Raw genomic sequence first — 18,441 nt, 5'->3', positions numbered from 1 at the left:
CGCCCATCGCCCATATGCCGCACCCCATGGGCTATTTCACCTACACCGTGCCGCCTGAATTGCGGCCCACCGTCACCAGCGTGGCACCGCGCTGGAATCCCCCTGCGGGCGGGGTACCAGTGGTACTGACCGGCACCAATCTCACGGGGACCACGGCGGTGCGCTTTGCTGGTCAGTCCGCCCTCTCCTTCACTGTAGACAGTGCCACGCAGGTGACCGCCATTCCGCCCCCGGCGCCGTTGCAATCGGCAGGCGTGGAAGTCACAACCGGCCTTGGCACGGCCCAGGGATTCTTCCTGTATGCCTCGGCGCCAGCGCTGGCCAGTGCCAGCCCCACCACCGGGCCCACCACGGGCGGCACCCCTGTAACGCTGCGTGGCAGCGGGCTGCTGAGTACGACGCGCGTGAGCTTCGGCGGCGTGGCCGCCAGCAGTTTCAATGTAGTGGACGACACCCGCATCGATGTGCTCACCCCGTCTCATGCGGCAGGTAATGCCACCGTGCAGGTGGTGGCGGAGAGCGGCACGGCCGTACTGAGCGGCGCGGTCTTCGCCTTCGTCTCTCCGCCCGCCGACGGCGCCTGTGGTGCGGCAGACGGGCAGGAGCGCATCACCCCACCCACGGCCGGCCTGTGCAGCGCAGGCGCAGCAGGCAGCGTGGCCGCGGCCTCAGGGGCTTTTGCCTGGACCTGCGCGGGCCAGAACGGTGGGGCCGACTCGCGCCAATGCAGCGCGCCCTGGCCCCTGTCCGGCGTCGGAGGGTTGCGCACATCGCTCGCGCTGCCTGACCCAGCCACCAACCAGGGATGGGGCCTGGACACAGCGGTCTTCGACACCGCGCTACCCGCACCATTGCCTGGCGGCGCAAGCACGCAGCACCGGGCATTGCGCCTGGTGCTCAGCGGCGGCAGCGCCGGCTCCAGTGCCCAATTCACCGTGCACTACAGCGAGCCCGTTCCGGCCGGTGCGGTGTACCTCAAATACGGCCCCAGCCCCCAGGGCCTGAACTGCAACGGAGCGGCCTGCGCCCAGCCCCACTGGTATGCGCTGCCCGGCAGCACGGCGGTGTTCGCCCCCGACCGCCGTAGCGTGACGCTAACGTTGACCGACGGTGGCCTTGGCGACAGCGACGCCGTGCCAGGCCACATCACCGACCCCGGGTTGCCCGTGCTGCTGGCGGGAGCGGGTGGGGGGACAGGGCCAGTCTCCGTACCCGCACTGGGGCCCTGGGCTCTGACTGTGTTGGCGCTGGCGCTGCCTCTGTGGGTGGGATTGGGGCGCAAAACAAATCAAAAAAGATAGCTATCGATGCAATACAGGTCAGCACTGCAGGCGATTTTTGGTATTTCTTCGACAGGCATGCCACAGTGCGCAGGGCAGCTCCACCGACGTGCCACCGCGCACTTACGGCACTTGCTTTGGGCAGGAGCGGCCCTGTGCACAGCCCTCTCAGCCAAGGCCGGTACCGAAGCCCTGCCCCTACCTGCGCCGCGCGAAACCACTGCCGTGGCCCTGCTGTGCACCCCAGACGTCACAGCGGCCCAGGAGCTCCAATCCGCGGCACCAGCGCCTCGGGCCCCTCATGGCGCCACCTCCCACGACGGCTCCCACGTTCCCACCCCCGTGGACAACCCCTGGGCACTGGGCCTGCTGGCCGCACTCGCCGCACGAATACTGTGGATGGACCGGCATTCCAAGCAGGATTCTGGCTGAAATTCAGGGCCACAGGGCCGGCTGCAATGGGCCGTCAGGGCCAATGCGCGAAAATCTCGCTTTTGCTTACCGGACCTTAGCGCACCACCGTGCCGGATTATTCCTCCCTGACAGCCGCAGCTGCCCCGCAGCACTCTGCCCCCGCCACCCCCATGACCGCTCTGGAGCGTCGCTCCAGCGTCAGCTTGGCCCTCATTTTTGCGCTGCGCATGCTGGGCCTGTTCCTGGTTCTGCCCGTGTTTGCTCTGGAGGCACGCAAGTACCCCGGTGGCGACGACCCTGCCCTGGTGGGTCTGGCCATGGGCATCTATGGCCTGACGCAGGCAGTCCTGCAGCTGCCGCTGGGCATCGCTTCCGACCGCTTCGGGCGCAAGCGGGTGATCGTGCTCGGCCTGCTCGTCTTCGCAGGCGGCAGTCTGATGGCCGCGCTGGCGGATTCTCTGACCGGACTGCTGCTGGGTCGGGCGCTGCAGGGCGCGGGGGCCGTATCTGCAGCCGTGACCGCGCTGCTGGCCGACCAGACGCGCGACGCCGTGCGCACCAAGGCGATGGCGCTGGTGGGCGGCAGTATCGGGCTGATGTTTGCCGTGGCGCTGGTGGCGGCACCAATGTTGGCTGCGCATATCGGTCTGGCGGGGCTGTTTGGCCTGACCTGTGCGCTGGCCCTGGCCGGTGTGGCCGTGGTGGTGTGGTGGGTACCGCCCGAGCCTGCGCTGCATCGGAACGCCCCCCGGGGCCGCTTGGCCGATGTGTGGGGACACCCTGACCTGCTGCGCCTGAACCTCGGCGTGTTTGTGCTGCACACCGTGCAACTGTCCATGTGGGTGGCCGTGCCCGCGATGCTGGTACAGGCAGGACTCACCAAAGACCACCACTGGCAGGTGTACCTGCCCGCCGTGGTGCTGTCGTTTGCCGCCATGGGCGGGCTGTTTGCGCTGGAGCGTGCGGGCCGACTGCGCGCAGCCCTGCTCGGAGCCATTGCCCTGGTGCTGGTGGTGCAGGCGGGGCTGGGCCTGCTGGCGGCCAGCGGTGTGCCTGCCACGCTGTGGGTGCTAGGGCCTTTGCTGTTCGTCTTTTTCTGCGGATTCAATGCGCTGGAGGCCAGCCAGCCCAGCCTGGTGTCGCGCATGGCGCCAGCCCAGCTGCGCGGCGCCGCGCTGGGCAGCTACAACACCCTGCAGTCTCTGGGCCTGTTTGCGGGCGGTGCGATGGGTGGCGCGCTGGTGAAATGGGCCGGGGCTCCAGGCCTGTTTGCCGTGACCACGGCGCTCACGGCGCTGTGGCTGGTGCTGACCTGGCCGCTGCGACCCGTGGGGCGTGGCGGGCACTGAACGCATTGCCGTGCCACGCCGTCAGGGCTTCCATTGCCCCCCGGTTGCGGCACAATGGCGCGTTTGGCGCCTGGAATCTCTCTCCAAATCCGGCGCTTTTATCCCTTAAAGGCAAAGACAGCACCATGGCATCCGTAAACAAAGTCATCATCGTCGGCAACCTGGGCCGCGACCCTGAAATGCGCACCTTCCCCAGCGGCGATCAGGTGGCCAACGTGACGATTGCCACCACCGACAAGTGGAAAGACAAGCAGTCTGGCGAAATGAAGGAAGCCACCGAGTGGCACCGCGTGGTCTTCAACGGCCGCCTCGCCGAAATCGCCGGCCAGTACCTGCGCAAAGGCTCGCAGGTGTATGTAGAAGGCAGCCTGCGCACCCGCAAGTGGACCGACCAGAGCGGCGTTGAAAAGTACAGCACCGAGATCCGCGCCGACCAGATGCAGATGCTGGGCAGCCGCCAGGGCATGGGCGGTGGCGGACAGGGCGGCGGACAGCAAGGCGGTGGATACGACGACGGTTACGGTGGCGACCAGGGTGGCTACGACCAGGCCCCGCGCCGTGCAGCGCCAGCGCCGCGCCCCATGGCCGCCCCCGCACAGCGCCCTGCACCCGCTCCTGTGGCACAGGCACCGCGCGCGGCCTCCGGATTTGACGACATGGACGACGACATTCCGTTCTGACAGCTTCTGGCACCGGACTCAGTCCCGAGCCCGCACCCGCAAGGTGCGGGTTTTTTTTTGCCTGTGCGCAAGGCATGCCCGACCCCACGAAAAACGTCGCCTGTGGGCGTCAAAACGTAGCAACTCGCAACAGGAGGTGCTGGAGCCCACCCGACTCACAAGCGCCAGCGCGGCCATGGAGCGATGGCTTTTACAACGGCGCTCACTGGCGCCGCTTCTCAGTTTTGTCCAGTTCGGCACCACCGCGACAAACCAACAATTCCTTACATTCGATACGGAAATATCAAAGATCATCGCGGTCTGGCTCGCCAAAGAGGTGCAAAACCCGGCGGCCAGCAGTTACCAAAATCAATATTCCAAACTGAAAAGAGAGAGGGTTGTGATGCCAGGGTTCGTCCGAAAGATTTTGATATTTGTCACTGGCTACGCGTGGCTCCTGCTGCTGGCGGGCCCGGGGCTGATCGCACTGTCGGTGTACAGCGGATGGAAGGCGGAAGATGGCCACGCCTACGTGGCGCGCGAAAGCCTGCAGACCGTGTCCGGTACCGTGACGCAGGCCTCTGAAGTCACCGTCAAGCGCAAGCGTCGTACGACCAAGAAGTACTACGAAATCACGGTCCAGCCCGACACCGCTGGTGCCGAGGCGCGCAAGCTGCGCATCGACCACAGCACACCGCAGCAGCTGGTGGGCAACCTGATCGACGAAAAAGTCACCGCCTTGGTCGATGGCAGCGACAGCGACTTGGTCTATGAAGTATCGGCAGACGGCGCGACCGTCATCAGCTACGACACCACCAAACAACGGCTGCAGGCCGAAGCAGCCTCCTCCGCGCAGTCCTTCAGCGGTGCAGGCACCTGGATCTTTGCCATTTTGCTCACGCTGGTGGGAGCGGCAGGCGTGTGGTCCAACCGCAAGCTGCGCGCCGCCGACGAAGCACACCAGCTGGCCGCCGCCTGACGGCCATACCCCATAAAAAGAGAGAGGGAGGGAGGGGCAGCGCCCGGGGCGCGCTCCTCCCATCGTTTGCGCCAACCTGCGCGCTCACTACGGAGAACCACACCATGAACCCCAACGCACTTTCGCCACAAACCCCTGCGGGCCCTCCGATGGAGCGGCGCGATTTCATCGTCTCCACCTACAAGCACCTGGGTGTGGCCATTTTGGCCTTTGTCGTGCTGTCGGCGGTGCTGATGGTGAGCGGACTTTCCACCGCCGCGGCCAAGATGCTCATGGCCAGCGGTAGCAAATTCCTGTGGCTGGGGGTCATGGGCGCTTTCATGCTCGTGGGCTGGCTGGCATCGCACCTGGCCGACAACTCGGATAACCCTCAGACACAGCTGATGGGCCTGGGCCTCTACGTGCTGGCCGAAGGGCTCATCTTTGCCCCGATGTTCGGCATTGCCCAGCTTTTGGTGCCCGGCGCCATCGGCGCTGCCGCCTTCATCACGCTGCTGCTGGTGGCGGCGCTCACCTGGACGGCGTTCAGCAGCAAGACCGACTTTTCGTTCCTGGGCGGCATCCTGAAGGTGGCGGGCCTGGTGGCACTGGGCACCATCATCGCGGGCGCCATCTTCGGCTTCAAGCTGGGCATCTGGTTCTCAGGGCTCATGGTGCTGTTTGCGGGCGCCTGCGTGCTGTACGACACCTCGCGCATCATCCACGACTACCCTGCAGACCGCCCCGCCGGCGCAGCACTGCACCTGTTCGCATCGATTGCGCTCATGCTCTGGTACGTGCTGCGCATCCTGATCAGCCTGGCCACGAACGACGACTGACACGCCGGGGCACCGCCCCACAAAAAAGCCGGAGCGATCACCGCCCCGGCTTTTTTGCATCTGGAAAGATGCGTTTCAAGAAAAATCAGGCGCAAGCGCTAGATTCCATTGCCCTGACAGCTATTAATTTTCAAGCATCAACGGACCATGGCTGGCTGCACCGCCGGCGCATGGCCGGTGGGCTGCGGCAGCCCCTCCACGGCAGCAATCACGCCACCGCCCAGGCAGACATCACCGTCGTACAGCACCGCGCTCTGCCCGGGCGTCACGGCCCATTGGGCGTCCGGGAACTGCAGCGCAAAGCCATCGGGCACGGTCTCCAGCGCGCACGCTGCGTCCTGCTGGCGGTAGCGCGTCTTGGCGGCATAGGCGCCGGGCGCCGGGGCCTGGCCAGCGCACCAGCTCACGTCCTGCGCCACCAGACGGTGCGACAACAGCCAGGGGTGGTCGTGACCTTGCACCACCCGCAGCGTGTTTTTCTCCAGGTCCTTGCGGGCCACGAACCAGGGCTCGTGCGCGCCGCCACCGCGCTGGGCGCCTTTTTCCTTCACGCCCCCAATGCCCAGGCCCTGGCGCTGGCCCAGCGTGTAGAAACTCAGGCCCACATGCTGGCCCAGCTTGCGTCCCCGGTCGTCCAGAATGGGTCCGGGCGCATGGCTGATGTAGCGGTTCAGAAACTCGCGGAAGGGCCGCTCACCAATGAAGCAGATGCCGGTGGAATCCTTCTTCTTGGCGTTCGGCAGGCCGATCTCCTCGGCAATGCGGCGCACTTCGGTCTTGTGCAGCTCACCCACGGGGAAAAGGGTCTTGGACAGCTGCGCCTGGTTGAGGCGGTGCAGAAAGTAGCTCTGGTCCTTGCTCGGGTCCAGGCCCTTGAGCAATTCATGCAGGCCCGTGGCCGGGTTGTGCCGCACGCGGGCATAGTGGCCGGTGGCGATCTTCTCCGCACCCAGGCGCATCGCGTGGTCCAGGAAGGCCTTGAACTTGATCTCGGCGTTGCACAGCACATCGGGGTTGGGTGTGCGGCCGGCCTGGTACTCGCGCAGGAACTCGGCAAACACCCGGTCTTTGTAGTCGGCCGCGAAGTTCACATGCTCGATCTCGATGCCGATCACATCGGCCACAGCGGCGGCATCCACGAAGTCGATGTTGGACGAGCAGTACTCGCTGTCGTCGTCGTCTTCCCAGTTTTTCATGAAGATGCCGACCACCTCATGGCCCTGCTTTTTGAGCAGGTAGGCGGTCACGGCCGAGTCCACGCCGCCGGAAAGGCCGACGACAACGCGCTGTTTGGTAGGGGAAGTCATTGCCCCGATTGTATTTTTGATGCCGCCGGGGCACTGCGCGGGCGCGCAGAACGCGTAGCCACGAGCAGGTCATACAGCTGCTGCGCGGCAGGCGACAGGGTTTTGCCCCGGCGCTTGATCAGCCCCATCTGCCGCGTGACGATGGGCTCCACCAGCGGAATACTGACCAGCGTGGGGTGGTCCTTGCCCGGCATGGCCAGGCTGGGCACGGCCGCCACGCCCAGGCCCGCCTCCACCAGGCCGAGCAGCGTGGTCACGTGCTTGGCCTCGTACAGGCACTGCGGCCGATCGGGCACGTTGGCCAGCGCCAGGTCCATCAGCAGGCGGTTGCCCGACGTCTTGCCCACCGACATGAAGTCGTGTTGCCCGAGCTCGGCCCAGCTCACCTTCTTGCGCCGCGCCAGCACATGGTCGCGCCGGCAGGCGGCCACAAAACGCTCGGCCAGCACGGGCTTGAACTCGATCTCGGCCTCCTGGCTGCCGATGAAGTTCAGGCCGAAGTCCGCATCGCCCTGCGCCACGGCCACCAGCACCTCGTTGGCGCTGGCGTCGTGCACCTTGACGCGGATTTTCGGAAACCGCTCGTGGTAGCGCTTGACCACCTGCGGCAGGAAGTAATACACGGCCGAGGGCACGCAGGCAATCGTGACCTCGCCCATGCGCCGCGCGGCCACATCGCCCAGGCCCATGAGCATGCCGTCCAGGTCGTCCAGCCACACGCGGGTCTTGCGCGCAAAGTCGCGCCCCACTGCCGTGAGCGTGACGCGGCGCGTGGTGCGGTCGAGCAGGCGCACACCCAGCGCTTCTTCGAGCTTGTCGATGCGGCGGCTGAAAGCGGGCTGCGACAGGTGGATGGCCTCGGCGGCCGCACGAAAGCTCTGCAGCTCGGCCACAGCCGCAAAGGCCTGGATGTCGGCAAGATCGAATTTGTTGTTCATCACGGCGTCCTTCCAGTGCGCTTCAGGGTGTTTTCAGCGTTGCAAGCCGTGCATCAAACGATCAGAACATTGCAATTCACGGCCGTGATTTGAGCATGTACAAGCCACTACAGCCTATTGCACAGCATGCATCAATCGTTGCCAACAATGCAATTCACAGATCAGCGAAGGCGTCGCACCATGCCGACCCATGAGCACCAACATTCCTTGCGTTCTGATGCGTGGCGGCACTTCCCGGGGGCCGTTCTTCCTGGCCGACTGGCTGCCGCGCGACCCCGAAGCCCGCGACCGCACGCTGATTGCGGCCCTGGGATCGCCCCATGAGCTGCAGATCGACGGCCTGGGCGGCGGCAACTCGCTGACCAGCAAGGTCGCCATCGTCTCGCGCTCCACGCAGCCCGACTGCGATGTGGACTACCTGTTTGCCCAGGTCAGCGTGCAGGAGGCCCGCGTGGACACACGCCCCAACTGCGGCAACATGCTGGCCGGTGTGGGGCCCTTTGCCATCGAGCAGGGGCTGGTCCCAGCAGACCGCGAAGGCCAGACCACCACCGTGCGGGTCTACAACGTCAACACCCGCTCCCGCATCGACGTGCAGGTGTGCACGGCGGGCGGCCAGGTGTACTACGACGGCGATGTGCGCATCGACGGCGTGCAGGGCACGGCAGCCCCCGTGCTGATGAACTTCCTGGACGCCTGGGGCGCCGTCACCGGGCAGATCTTTCCCACCGGCCAGCGCATCGACACCATCCAGGGCCTGCAGGTCACCTGCATCGACGCGGCGCAGGTAATGGTGCTATTGCGCGCCGCCGACCTGGGCCTGCGCGGCGACGAGACACCTTCCGAGCTGGACGCCAACACCGCCTTGCTCACCCGCATCGAGGCCCTGCGCCTCGAAGCAGGCCAGCGCATGGGCATGGGCGATGTGACACACAGCGTGCTGCCCAAGCCGGTGATCGTGTCGCCGGGCACATCACCAGGCAGCGTGGTGTCGCGCTACTTCACCCCCCACCAGTGCCACCGCTCGCATGCCGTCACGGGCGCGATTGGCGTGGCGGCGGCCTCGGTACTGCCGGGCACCGTGGCCACCGACGAACGGCATGCACCCGCCGCCGGGCTGCGCCGCGTGGAAGTGCAGCACCCGGCAGGCCGCATCCAGGTGGAGGTGGAGCTCAGCGAGGTGGATGGCCAGTTCAAGCTGGTGCAGGCCGCGCTGGTACGCACCGCCCGAAAGATTCTGGAAGGCACGCTGTTCGTGCCCGAAAGCGCCCCCGCGCACTGAGCGCTCTTCAGGGCGCCGCTTGCGCAGCGCCCTTCCAACGATTCCAACCATTACGACAGGAGACAAACCATGACCCGTTCCATTCACTCCACCACGCGCCGCACGGCGCTGGCCACGGCTGCGCTGGCGCTTGCGTCCAGCGCCTTCTGGGCCACCGGCACCGCCCATGCGGCCTATCCCGACAAGCCCATCACGCTGGTCGTGCCCACCGCCGCCGGGGGTGGCAACGACGGCATGGCGCGTGTGGTGGCCATCAAGCTCTCCACCCTGCTGGGCCAGCAGGTCATCGTGGAGAACAAGGCGGGGGCCAATGGCGCCATTGCGGCCGAATACGTGGCCCGTGCGGCACCCGACGGGCACACCATTTTGTTCGGCTACATCGGCACCCACGGCATGAGCCCCGCGCTGCAGAAGCTGCGCTACGACCCCATCACGCAGTTCGAGCCCATCGGCATGGTGAGCTACTCGCCCACGCTGATGGTGGTGAATCCCAAGGTGCCTGCCAAGACGGTGAGCGAACTGGTGGCGCTGAGCAAGGCCAAGCCCCACGACTTCAACTACGCATCGGCCGGCAACGGCACAGCCCCACACTTCTCGGCGGAAATCTTCAAACTCGAAAGTGGCGCCCAGATGGCCCATGTGCCCTACCGGGGCGCAGCCCCCGCCATGAACGACACCATGGCCGGGCAGACGCAGGTGATGTTTCCCAGCCTGTTCTCGGCCTACCCGCACGTGAAGGGCGGCAAGCTGCGCGCCCTGGCGCTGGCCGGGCCCAAGCGCTCGTCGCTGCTGCCCGATGTGCCCACGCTGGAGGAGGCAGGCATCAAGGGTGTGGAGATCACCCAGTGGTACGCCCTGTTCGCGCCCGGCAAGACGCCCCGCCCGGTGATCGACCTGCTCAACAAGACCTTGAACACCGCACTGGCCGACAAGGACGTAGTGCGCCGCATCGAGGAACAAGGCGCGGTGGTGGACACCAGCACGCCCGAGCAACTGGCCCTGACAGTGAAGCAGGAACTCGCCAAGTGGAAGGGTGTGGTGGTCAAGGCCCAGCTCACACCCGATTGAGCCCCTGCGAAGAAGGCTCTGGGAAATAGAGGGAGAGGGGCGCCACCGCCCCTCAGCAGCACACATGCCCGCATTTCAACAAGAGGAGACAACCATGAAAACAAGGATGGCAGCGGCCTGCGCTGCCTTGGTCGGCCACTGCGCGATGGCACAAGGCACCGACGTGACACTGTACGGCGTGGTGGACCTGGGCCTGCGCAACGGCAGCGGCCTCACCGCATCCAACGCGCCCACGGCCGGCTCCAGTCGCAGCCTGGGCAGCGGTATCCACACCACCAGCCGATGGGGCCTGAGGGGCAGTGAAGACCTGGGCGGCGGCGCCAAGGCGCTGTTCAACCTGGAGAGCGGCCTCAACGCCGACTCGGGTGCCCCGGCCAACGCCACCAAATACTTCGACCGCGCATCCTGGGTGGGCCTGCAGGGCGGCTGGGGCACGCTGGCCCTGGGCCGCCAGACCACGACGCTGGCCGACGCCATCTCGCCCGTGGACCCGCTGGCCATGCGCTTTGCCAGCTTCAACCCCAACATCGGCGTGACGGCGCTGAGCCAGCATGGCCTGGGCATCGAGTACGGCAGCGCAGGCGCCAACTCGGGCTCGTACCGGCTGGACAATTCACTGAAGTACACGGGCCGCTTCGGCGGCTTCACGGCGCGTGCCATGTGGGGCGTTGGCGAGGTCGCATCGCAGGCCTCGGCCTTGTCGTCACGCGGCGTGGGCCTGGCCTGGGCTGCGGATGGCTTCGTGGTATCCGGCGCCTACCAGAGCTTCAACGACACCAACAAACGCGCACTGGATGCCACCACGCTGGGCGCCGCGTACCAGTGGGGCAACGTGCGCCTGGCCGCCAATGCCGGCCGCAACAAGGCCGAAACGGCGGCAGGCCGCTTCACCGTGCAGCGCGTGTTGTCCGCAGGTGGCACCTGGGCGGCCACCCCGTGGGTGGACCTCACAGTGGCCTACTACAAGGTGGACCGCTCGCGCACCGGCGCCGCCGACGACGGCTACGGCCGCCTGGTGGCGTTTGCCGAATACAAGCTCTCGCGCCGCACCAAGGTGTATGCCGAGCTGGACAACACCCGCTGGCGCAACGGCTTCCAGGGCGCGGCGAACAAGGCCACGGCCACCGGCATCTCGGCCGGTGTGGTGCACACGTTCTGAGCCATGTAGGCCAATACGGCGGGCGCTGGGCACAGGTCTCCTGGAGGCTTGTGCCCCAAAGCCCCCTGTGGCGCGGCGCACACCCGCCGCAGGGGGCGGGAAGGGAGGCTCTGTCGACCCGCTATCGCACCACCATGGACGTGAAGGGCCACACATAAGCCTGCAGGCTCACCAACAGCCCCACCAGGCAGGCCAGCGCGATCGAGTGGAAGAAGACGAAGCGCAGGATGTCCCCTTCATGGTTGAACCAGCGGGTGGCGGTAGAGGCCACAACAATCGACTGCGCATCAATCATCTTGCCCATCACGCCGCCCGAGCTGTTGGCGGCGCCCATGAGGTTGGGCGAAAGGCCCAGCTGTTCGGCCGCCACCTTCTGCATGCCCCCGAACAGCACGTTGGAGGCCGTGTCCGAGCCGGTCAGCGCCACACCCAGCCACCCCATGAGGGTGCCAAAGAAGGGGTACAGCACACCGGTGTTGGCAAACGCCAGACCCAGGGTGGTGTCCGTGCCCGAGTAGCGGGTGAGCGTGCCCAGTGCCAGCATGAGCACGATGGTCAGCAGCGAATAGCGCACCAGCCAGACGGTACGGAAGAACGTACCAACGATAGCGACGGGGCTGTAGCGCATGAGCAGGGCGCTAACCAGCGCAGACAGCAAGATGCCCGTGCCGGTGGCCGACAGCAGGTTCAGCGTGTAGACCGCGCCTTCCTTGGTGGGCCTGGGCACCACAGGCGGCATCTTCTCGATGAGGTTGTGCAGCCCGTCCATCGGGAAGGCTGGCGAGAAAATGCCATTGAGCCATGCCTTGACCGATGGCAGCCCCCAGACAAACACACACACCGACAGGATCACCCAGGGCATCCAGGCATTGATCAGCTGGGCGCGTGAATAGCGCACCGGGGCCTGGGCGGGCTTGGTTTCGCCGGCACTGGGGTCGTGGCCGCGCATCGAGGGCGAGGTCCAGATCTTCTTGGGCTGCCACACGCGCAGGAACGCGATCAGGCTCGCCATGGAGACGATGGCCGCAATGATGTCCACCAGCTCAGGGCCGATGTAGTTGGAGACCAGGAACTGCGGAATGGCAAACGACACACCGGCGACCAGAATGGCGGGCCAGATTTCCCACATCGCCTTGCGCCCGGCAAACGCCCAGATCAGCCAGAACGGCACCAGCACCGAGAAGAAGGGCAGCTGGCGGCCGATCATGGCCGTCACCTCCATCAGGTCGTAGCCGTGCACCTTGGCCAGCGTGATCACTGGCGTGCCCAGTGCACCAAACGCCACGGGGGCGGTATTGGCGATCAACGACAGCCCCGAGGCGGCCAGCGGCGAGAAGCCCAGCCCGATCAGGATCGCGGCAGTGACCGCCACGGGCGTGCCGAAACCGGCGGCGCCCTCAAAGAACGCGCCAAAGCAAAACGCAATCAGCAACAGCTGGATGCGGCGGTCTTCCGTGATGTTGGACAGTGAGTCCTGCAGCACCTTGAAGCTGCCGTTCTGCTCCGTGAGCTGGTGCAGAAAAATGATGTTCAGCACGATCCAGCCGATCGGCAGCAGCCCCGTGAAGCCACCATACAAAGCGGCGCGACCAGCCATGTCGGCAGGCATGCCATAGGCAAATATGGCCACCACCAGCGCCGCGACGAGCCCCATGCCCGCAGCAATGTGGGCCTTGATGTGAAAGAACCCCAGGGCGGCCAGCATGATGATCACCGGGATCGCAGCCAGTGCGGTGGACACAACCATATTGCCCGCCGGGTTGTAGATTTGTTGCCAGATCATGGCCTGTCTCCGTTCGGAAAGGGTTGAAGTGAAAAGATGCAGGCGCAGCATTCGCCTGTGCCAGCTCGCCGGCGGATTCTTCGGGAAAGCGCCTGTGTCTCTCTTGAAATGCGGTCCACTGGCGGTGTAATTAATTTCAAGTCCCCAGCCTCCATAGGGAATTGACGGGTCACCGGGGATCGGACTGCGCGTTTACCCGGAGCAACGGCGTCAGCCTGCTGCAAGTGGCGCGTTGCGCGCTCCGCACGCAGTCGCCAACGAGTCAGGGCGGCGCGGCAGCACCGGTGTATTCGCGCCCCCGGGAGGGCCAACGGACGCTCCGGGGTACAGTTCCGCATGGCAAAAAGGGCGCTATGGAACTGAGACAACTGCGCTATTTCGTGCGCGTGGTGGAGCAAGGCTCCATGAGCCGCGCTGCGCTGGACCTGGACGTGGTGCAGTCCGCGCTGAGCCAGCAAATCACCCGGCTGGAGAGCGAGCTGGCCACGCGCCTGCTGCAGCGCACGCCGCGCGGCGTCACGCCCACCGAGGCAGGGCTGGCGTTCTTTCGCGAGGCGCAGCTCACCCTGCGCCATGCCGACCAGGCCGTGCGCGCGGCGCAGCAGGCGCGGCTGTCGGGCACCGTCACCGTGGGGCTGGCGCCCACCACTTCGGGCGTACTCGGCCTGCCACTGATGCAGGCCATGCGCACACGCTACCCGGACGTGCGGCTGCACATGGTGGAGAGCATGTCGGGCCACCTCACGGCCATGCTGCATGCGCGCGAGCTGGACTTGGCCGTGCTGTTCGACACGCGCCTGCACCAGGCGCAGCAGGCCACCGGCGCGCGCCGCTGGGACATGGCGCCGCTGCTGGAGGAAGACCTGTTCCTCATCTGCGCCCGTGACCGACGGGAGAGCCCCGGCCCCCCCCGTGGCCGGCAGCTTCCGGAAACCATCACCGTCGCCGAGCTGGTGCAGGAGCCGCTGATCCTGCCCACCGGCCCACACGGCCTGCGCAGCACGCTGGACACGGCCTTTGCCCGCGACCGCGTGGCACCGCACGTGGTGCTGGAGGTGGACTCGCTCGCCATGGTGATGGCCGCCGTGGACGCGGGCCTGGGCTCCACCGTGCAGCCCTGGGCCGCCATGGGCCGCTACCCCGATGCGGCCGAGCGCTTTCAGTGCGCACGCCTCACCGACGCGCCCGCGCGCCGCGTCAACCTGCTGTGCAGCCTGCCCGACGAAGAACTCTCGCCCGCTGCGCTGGCCGCGCGGGTGGTGCTGACGGACTGCGTGCGTGAATTGGTGACGAGCGGCCAGTGGTTTGGCACGACATGGATAGGCGGACAAGACACCAGCGCCTGAGAGCCCACCCCGCAGCCATCACGATCCGTGATACCCCCATGACCTGAACCCGCTGCACGGCGGGCCTGCGTCTCCCTACAGTCGCCATCACCCCGATGAACGACACGGCGACTGCGCCAGGAGACACCCCATGGGCCCCACACCCCCTTCTTCATTCCCCCCCGCGCAGCGCACCGCCTGGAGCCACCAGCCATGAGCGGCGATGCTGTGGTCGATGTGCTGGTCATCGGTGGCGGCAACGCCGCCCTGTGCGCCGCCCTGATGGCACGCGAGGCGGGCGCCAGCGTGCTGCTGCTCGAATCCGCCCCGCGCGCTTGGCGCGGCGGCAATTCCGCCCACACCCGCAACCTGCGCTGCATGCACGATGCGCCGCAGGATGTGCTGGTGGATGCCTACCCCGAGGAAGAGTTCTGGCAAGACCTGCTCAAGGTAACGGGCGGCCTCACCAACGAACACCTGGCGCGCCTGGTGATCCGCGAGTCGAGCACCTGCCGGCCCTGGATGCGCCGCCACGGCGTGCACTTTCAGCCCGCGCTGGCGGGCACGCTCCATGTGGCGCGCACCAACGCGTTCTTCATGGGTGGCGGCAAGGCGCTGGTCAATGCCTACTACCGCAGCGCGGAGCAGCTGGGCGTGCAGATCCGCTACGAAGCGCCCGTGGAGCGCATCGAGATGGACGGCCCCCGCTTCGTCGCCGCCTACCTGGCCAACGGCGACCGCATTGCCTCCAAAAGCTGCGTGCTGGCCGCGGGCGGCTTTGAATCGAACCGCGAGTGGCTGCGCGAGGCCTGGGGCCAGAACGAGCGCGGCGAGTGGCCAGCAGACAACTTCCTGATCCGCGGTACGGCCTACAACAAGGGCGTGTTGCTCAAGCATCTGCTTGAAGACCATGGCGCGGACCGCATTGGCGACCCCACGCAGGCACACATGGTGGCCATCGACGCGCGCGCGCCGCTGTACGACGGCGGCATCTGCACGCGCATCGACTGCGTGTCGCTGGGCGTGGTGGTCAACCGCAACGGCGAGCGTTTTTACGACGAGGGCGAGGACTTCTGGCCCAAGCGCTACGCCATCTGGGGCCGCCTGGTGGCGCAGCAGCCGGGGCAAATCGGCTACTCCATCATCGACAGCAAGGCCATTGGCCGCTTCATGCCGCCCGTGTTCCCGGGCGTGAAGGCCGACACCCTGCCCGAGCTGGCGCAAAAGCTCGACCTGCCCGTGGACACCTTCATGCGCACGCTGACCGGCTACAACGCCGCCTGCCGCGTGGGCCAGTTTGACCACACCACACTGGACGACTGCCACACCGAAGGCGTGGCGCCCGCCAAGACCCACTGGGCGCGGCCCATCGACACCGGGCCGTTCTACGGCTATGCGCTCAAGCCCGGCGTCACCTTCACCTACCTGGGCCTGCACACCGACGACACGGCTGCGGTGCGCTTTAACAACCAGCCCAGCCCCAACCTGTTTGTGGCGGGCGAAATGATGGCCGGCAACGTGCTGGGCAAGGGCTACACCGCCGGCGTGGGCATGAGCATTGGCACTGCGTTCGGCCGCATTGCGGGCACGCAGGCAGCTTTGGCCTCAAAACGCCCGGTAGCGCCAGTCGAATATGCCTCAAACGCTACAAAACAAGGAGCAAACCATGCAAACGCTTGAGGCCCTGACGCGCGACGCCCGGGCGCTGGCGAACGGCGACATTGTGCTGTCAGCCCCCGAAACCGAGGTGGCGCGCCAGCTGCAGATCTGCAACGCCTGCCGCTACTGCGAAGGCTTTTGCGCGGTGTTCCCTGCCATGACGCGGCGGCTGGAGTTTGGCAAGGCCGACATCCACTTCATTGCCAACCTGTGCCACAACTGCGGCGCCTGCCTGCATGCCTGCCAGTACGCGCCGCCGCACGAGTTTGCGGTGAACATTCCGCAGGCCATGGCCCAGGTGCGCGGCCAGACCTATGCCGACTACGCCTGGCCGACCGCACTGGGCCAGCTCTACCAGCGCAACGGCTTGACCCTTGCGCTGGCGCTGGTGGGCGGGCTCACGCTGTTCCTGCTGCTGGCCGTGGTGCTGCACGGGCAAGGGCTGGCGGCGCTGTGGCACGCGCCCGTGGGCGGCTTCTACGGCATCTTCCCGCACAACCTGCTGGTGGGCCTGTTCGCGCCGGTGTTCCTGTTCGCTTTGCTCGCGCTGGGCCTGGGCGTGCGCCGTTTCTGGCGCGATATCACACCTGCCACCAGCGGCGCGCCGCTGAGCGCGCCCGCCACAGCCGAGGCCACCGATGCTGTGCTGCGCCTGAAGTACCTGGACGGCGGCCACGGCGACGGCTGCCACAACGAGGACGACGCCTACACCCTGTCGCGCAGGCGCATGCACCACCTCACGTTCTACGGCTTCATGCTGTGTTTTGCGGCCACCAGCGTGGCGACGCTGTACCACTACCTGCTGGCCTTGCCTGCACCGTACGACCTGCCCAGCCTGCCCAAGCTGCTGGGCGGGCTGGGCGGCATCAGCCTGGCGATTGGCACGGCCGGCCTGTGGCGGCTGAACCTGCGCCGCCACCCGCAACACGGCGATGCCGCGCAAAAGCCCATGGACCGCGCCTTCATCGCCCTGCTGTTCCTCACCGCCACCAGCGGCCTGGCCTTGTGGGCCGCGCGTGGCACCGCAGGCCTGCCGCTGCTGCTGTGCCTGCACCTGGGCGCGGTGATGGCGCTGTTCGCCACCATGCCCTACGGCAAGTTTGCGCACGGCATCTTCCGCACCGCCTCGCTGCTGCGCCATGCGGTGGAGAAGCGACAGCCCAACCCCATCGGTTTAGGCGCGGACTGACCCCACGATCACCACAGCATCCACGATGAAGGAGACCCCCATGAAAAAACGCACCCTCTTGATGAGCGCGCTGGCACTTGCCACCGCTGCCGCGACACTGTCCGGCGCTGCCCACGCGCAGGATTTCCCGCCCAAGAAGCCCGTCACGCTCGTCGTGGGCTTTGCCGCAGGCGGCGCGGCCGATGCGGCGGCACGGCTCATCGCCAAGAAGCTGGGCGAGAACATCGGCCAGTCGGTGGTGGTGGACAACAAGGGCGGCGCAGGCGGCAACATCGCGCACCAGTTTGTGGCCAATGCGCCCGCCGATGGCTCGGTGCTGCTGCTCGGGTCGGTGGGACCACTCACCATTGCCCCGCACTTGATGAAGGTGGCCTACGACCCCTTCAAGGACCTGGCCGCCGTGTCGGGCGGGGTGAACTTTCCGAACGTGCTGGTGGTGCACAAGGGCGCGGGCGTGAAGACGCTGGCCGAGTTTGTGCAGCTGTCCAAGAAGAAGCCCGGCAGCGTGGACTTTGCCTCCACCGGCGCGGGCTCGGCATCGCACCTGGCGGGCGAGCTGTTCAACCAGCGGGCGGGCATCGACATGACCCACGTGCCCTACAAGGGCGGCGCCCCGGCGCTGCAGGACCTGCTGGGCGAGCGCGTGACCTCGTACTTTGCCGCGCCCCCCACTGCGCTGCCGCATGTGGAGACGGGCAAGCTCATACCGCTGGCCACCACCGGCCTCACGCGTCCGGCCTACCTGCCCAACATCCCTACCGTGGCGGAGTCGGGCTATCCGGGCTTTGAGGCGCTCAACTGGTACGCCTTTGTGGCGCCGGGCAAAACGCCCGCGCCGCTGCTGGACCGCTGGAACCAGGAGATCGTGAAGGTGCTGAACGACCCGGGCGTGAAAGAGGCGCTGAACAAGCACGGCCTCACGCCGCAGCCCACCACGCGCGCCGAGCTGACGGCCTTCATGAAGAAGGAATCGACCCAGTGGGCCACCATCATCAAGGAACGCAAGCTGACGGCGGACTGATGGGAGCGGGCGCAGGAGCTGCGGCAGCGGGGGCAGTGGCGCCCGCCCGCCATCCTCGTTTTCCCGGAGGCCGTCACACAGCCGACACCCGCCGCCGCGCCGGGTGCGCAACACTGTGGCAAACCTCCCAGGAGTCCTGTCGATGCATGCCCGCATTTCCTCCCTTTTGACCGTTTTGCTCGGTGCATTTGCGGTCGCCCCCGCGCTGGCC

15 protein-coding genes are annotated in these 18,441 nt (G+C 66.7%); 12 read left to right on the top strand and 3 right to left on the bottom strand.

Annotation, left to right across the window (positions count from 1 at the left end; all coding sequences use genetic code 11):
• From AC07X4_RS17010 to AC07X4_RS16990, 5 genes are all read left to right on the top strand, one after another.
• A partial coding sequence (locus AC07X4_RS17010) for an IPT/TIG domain-containing protein (RefSeq protein WP_494740731.1) occupies positions 1-1,301 on the top strand: 1,301 nt, incomplete at its 5' end.
• Positions 1,302-1,864: 563 nt separating this feature from the next.
• Positions 1,865-3,043: an MFS transporter gene (locus AC07X4_RS17005; protein ID WP_494740730.1), complete on the top strand. Its 1,179-nt coding sequence runs from the start codon at positions 1,865-1,867 to the stop codon at positions 3,041-3,043.
• Between the two features lie 125 nt (positions 3,044-3,168).
• The gene (gene ssb, locus AC07X4_RS17000) at positions 3,169-3,723 is read left to right on the top strand and encodes a single-stranded DNA-binding protein (RefSeq protein WP_056056677.1); all 555 of its coding nucleotides are present in this window, start codon (positions 3,169-3,171) and stop codon (positions 3,721-3,723) included.
• A 175-nt stretch (positions 3,724-3,898) separates the two neighbouring features.
• Positions 3,899-4,681, top strand: coding sequence for a hypothetical protein (locus AC07X4_RS16995; protein WP_494740729.1), 783 nt, complete (start codon positions 3,899-3,901; stop codon positions 4,679-4,681).
• 104 nt (positions 4,682-4,785) lie between these two features.
• Complete coding sequence (locus tag AC07X4_RS16990) at positions 4,786-5,499, top strand: Bax inhibitor-1/YccA family protein (RefSeq protein WP_494740728.1); 714 nt, start codon at positions 4,786-4,788, stop codon at positions 5,497-5,499.
• Positions 5,500-5,636: 137 nt separating this feature from the next.
• Here AC07X4_RS16990 and mnmA read toward each other — a convergent pair whose 3' ends face one another.
• Entirely contained in the window at positions 5,637-6,806 is a 1,170-nt protein-coding gene (gene mnmA, locus AC07X4_RS16985; protein WP_494740727.1) for a tRNA 2-thiouridine(34) synthase MnmA, read from the bottom strand.
• Positions 6,803-7,744 (bottom strand): LysR family transcriptional regulator, encoded by a 942-nt coding sequence (locus AC07X4_RS16980; protein WP_056056686.1) that lies wholly within the window; start codon positions 7,742-7,744, stop codon positions 6,803-6,805. The genes mnmA and AC07X4_RS16980 overlap by 4 nt, the downstream gene beginning before the upstream one ends.
• Before the next feature lie 190 nt (positions 7,745-7,934).
• Here AC07X4_RS16980 and AC07X4_RS16975 point away from each other — a divergent pair, with 190 nt between their 5' ends.
• The 3 genes from AC07X4_RS16975 to AC07X4_RS16965 all read left to right on the top strand — a co-directional run bounded on the left by AC07X4_RS16975 (position 7,935) and on the right by AC07X4_RS16965 (position 11,253).
• Positions 7,935-9,026, top strand: coding sequence for a 4-oxalomesaconate tautomerase (locus AC07X4_RS16975; RefSeq protein WP_494740726.1), 1,092 nt, complete (start codon positions 7,935-7,937; stop codon positions 9,024-9,026).
• 69 nt (positions 9,027-9,095) lie between these two features.
• Positions 9,096-10,094: a Bug family tripartite tricarboxylate transporter substrate binding protein gene (locus AC07X4_RS16970; protein ID WP_121941399.1), complete on the top strand. Its 999-nt coding sequence runs from the start codon at positions 9,096-9,098 to the stop codon at positions 10,092-10,094.
• Positions 10,095-10,188: 94 nt separating this feature from the next.
• Entirely contained in the window at positions 10,189-11,253 is a 1,065-nt protein-coding gene (locus AC07X4_RS16965) for a porin (protein ID WP_494740725.1), read from the top strand.
• A gap of 121 nt (positions 11,254-11,374) precedes the next feature.
• On the opposite strand, the gene AC07X4_RS16960 is transcribed toward AC07X4_RS16965, so the two are convergent.
• Positions 11,375-13,036: an L-lactate permease gene (locus tag AC07X4_RS16960; protein ID WP_494740724.1), complete on the bottom strand. Its 1,662-nt coding sequence runs from the start codon at positions 13,034-13,036 to the stop codon at positions 11,375-11,377.
• A 353-nt stretch (positions 13,037-13,389) separates the two neighbouring features.
• Here AC07X4_RS16960 and AC07X4_RS16955 point away from each other — a divergent pair, with 353 nt between their 5' ends.
• The 4 genes from AC07X4_RS16955 to AC07X4_RS16940 all read left to right on the top strand — a co-directional run bounded on the left by AC07X4_RS16955 (position 13,390) and on the right by AC07X4_RS16940 (position 18,230).
• A complete protein-coding gene (locus AC07X4_RS16955; RefSeq protein WP_494740723.1) occupies positions 13,390-14,382 on the top strand; it encodes a LysR family transcriptional regulator in 993 nt (330 codons plus the stop codon).
• Positions 14,383-14,574: 192 nt separating this feature from the next.
• Positions 14,575-16,041, top strand: a complete 1,467-nt coding sequence (gene tcuA / locus AC07X4_RS16950) for an FAD-dependent tricarballylate dehydrogenase TcuA (RefSeq protein WP_494740722.1) — start codon at positions 14,575-14,577, stop codon at positions 16,039-16,041.
• A complete protein-coding gene (tcuB, locus tag AC07X4_RS16945) occupies positions 16,028-17,209 on the top strand; it encodes a tricarballylate utilization 4Fe-4S protein TcuB (protein WP_494740721.1) in 1,182 nt (393 codons plus the stop codon). Before tcuA ends, tcuB begins: the two co-directional genes overlap by 14 nt.
• 40 nt (positions 17,210-17,249) lie before the next feature.
• The gene (locus AC07X4_RS16940; protein ID WP_488839466.1) at positions 17,250-18,230 is read left to right on the top strand and encodes a Bug family tripartite tricarboxylate transporter substrate binding protein; all 981 of its coding nucleotides are present in this window, start codon (positions 17,250-17,252) and stop codon (positions 18,228-18,230) included.
• Positions 18,231-18,441: the final 211 nt, after the last annotated feature.

It is taken from the genome of Acidovorax sp. GW460-11-11-14-LB4 (genome assembly GCF_059423685.1).
Note: the sequence above shows the minus strand (reverse complement) of the source record. Positions and strands in the feature narration are given on the sequence as shown.

What these genes read in the sequence shown, in the direction of transcription:
- AC07X4_RS17005 (WP_494740730.1), top strand. Translation starts at nt 1,865, where the DNA reads ATGACCGCTCTGGAGCGTCGCTCCAGCGTCAGCTTGGCCCTCATTTTT.
- ssb (WP_056056677.1), top strand. Translation starts at nt 3,169, where the DNA reads ATGGCATCCGTAAACAAAGTCATCATCGTCGGCAACCTGGGCCGCGAC.
- AC07X4_RS16995 (WP_494740729.1), top strand. Translation starts at nt 3,899, where the DNA reads ATGGAGCGATGGCTTTTACAACGGCGCTCACTGGCGCCGCTTCTCAGT.
- AC07X4_RS16990 (WP_494740728.1), top strand. Translation starts at nt 4,786, where the DNA reads ATGAACCCCAACGCACTTTCGCCACAAACCCCTGCGGGCCCTCCGATG.
- mnmA (WP_494740727.1), bottom strand. Translation starts at nt 6,806, where the DNA reads ATGACTTCCCCTACCAAACAGCGCGTTGTCGTCGGCCTTTCCGGCGGC.
- AC07X4_RS16980 (WP_056056686.1), bottom strand. Translation starts at nt 7,744, where the DNA reads ATGAACAACAAATTCGATCTTGCCGACATCCAGGCCTTTGCGGCTGTG.
- AC07X4_RS16975 (WP_494740726.1), top strand. Translation starts at nt 7,935, where the DNA reads ATGAGCACCAACATTCCTTGCGTTCTGATGCGTGGCGGCACTTCCCGG.
- AC07X4_RS16970 (WP_121941399.1), top strand. Translation starts at nt 9,096, where the DNA reads ATGACCCGTTCCATTCACTCCACCACGCGCCGCACGGCGCTGGCCACG.
- AC07X4_RS16965 (WP_494740725.1), top strand. Translation starts at nt 10,189, where the DNA reads ATGAAAACAAGGATGGCAGCGGCCTGCGCTGCCTTGGTCGGCCACTGC.
- AC07X4_RS16960 (WP_494740724.1), bottom strand. Translation starts at nt 13,036, where the DNA reads ATGATCTGGCAACAAATCTACAACCCGGCGGGCAATATGGTTGTGTCC.
- AC07X4_RS16955 (WP_494740723.1), top strand. Translation starts at nt 13,390, where the DNA reads ATGGAACTGAGACAACTGCGCTATTTCGTGCGCGTGGTGGAGCAAGGC.
- tcuA (WP_494740722.1), top strand. Translation starts at nt 14,575, where the DNA reads ATGAGCGGCGATGCTGTGGTCGATGTGCTGGTCATCGGTGGCGGCAAC.
- tcuB (WP_494740721.1), top strand. Translation starts at nt 16,028, where the DNA reads ATGCAAACGCTTGAGGCCCTGACGCGCGACGCCCGGGCGCTGGCGAAC.
- AC07X4_RS16940 (WP_488839466.1), top strand. Translation starts at nt 17,250, where the DNA reads ATGAAAAAACGCACCCTCTTGATGAGCGCGCTGGCACTTGCCACCGCT.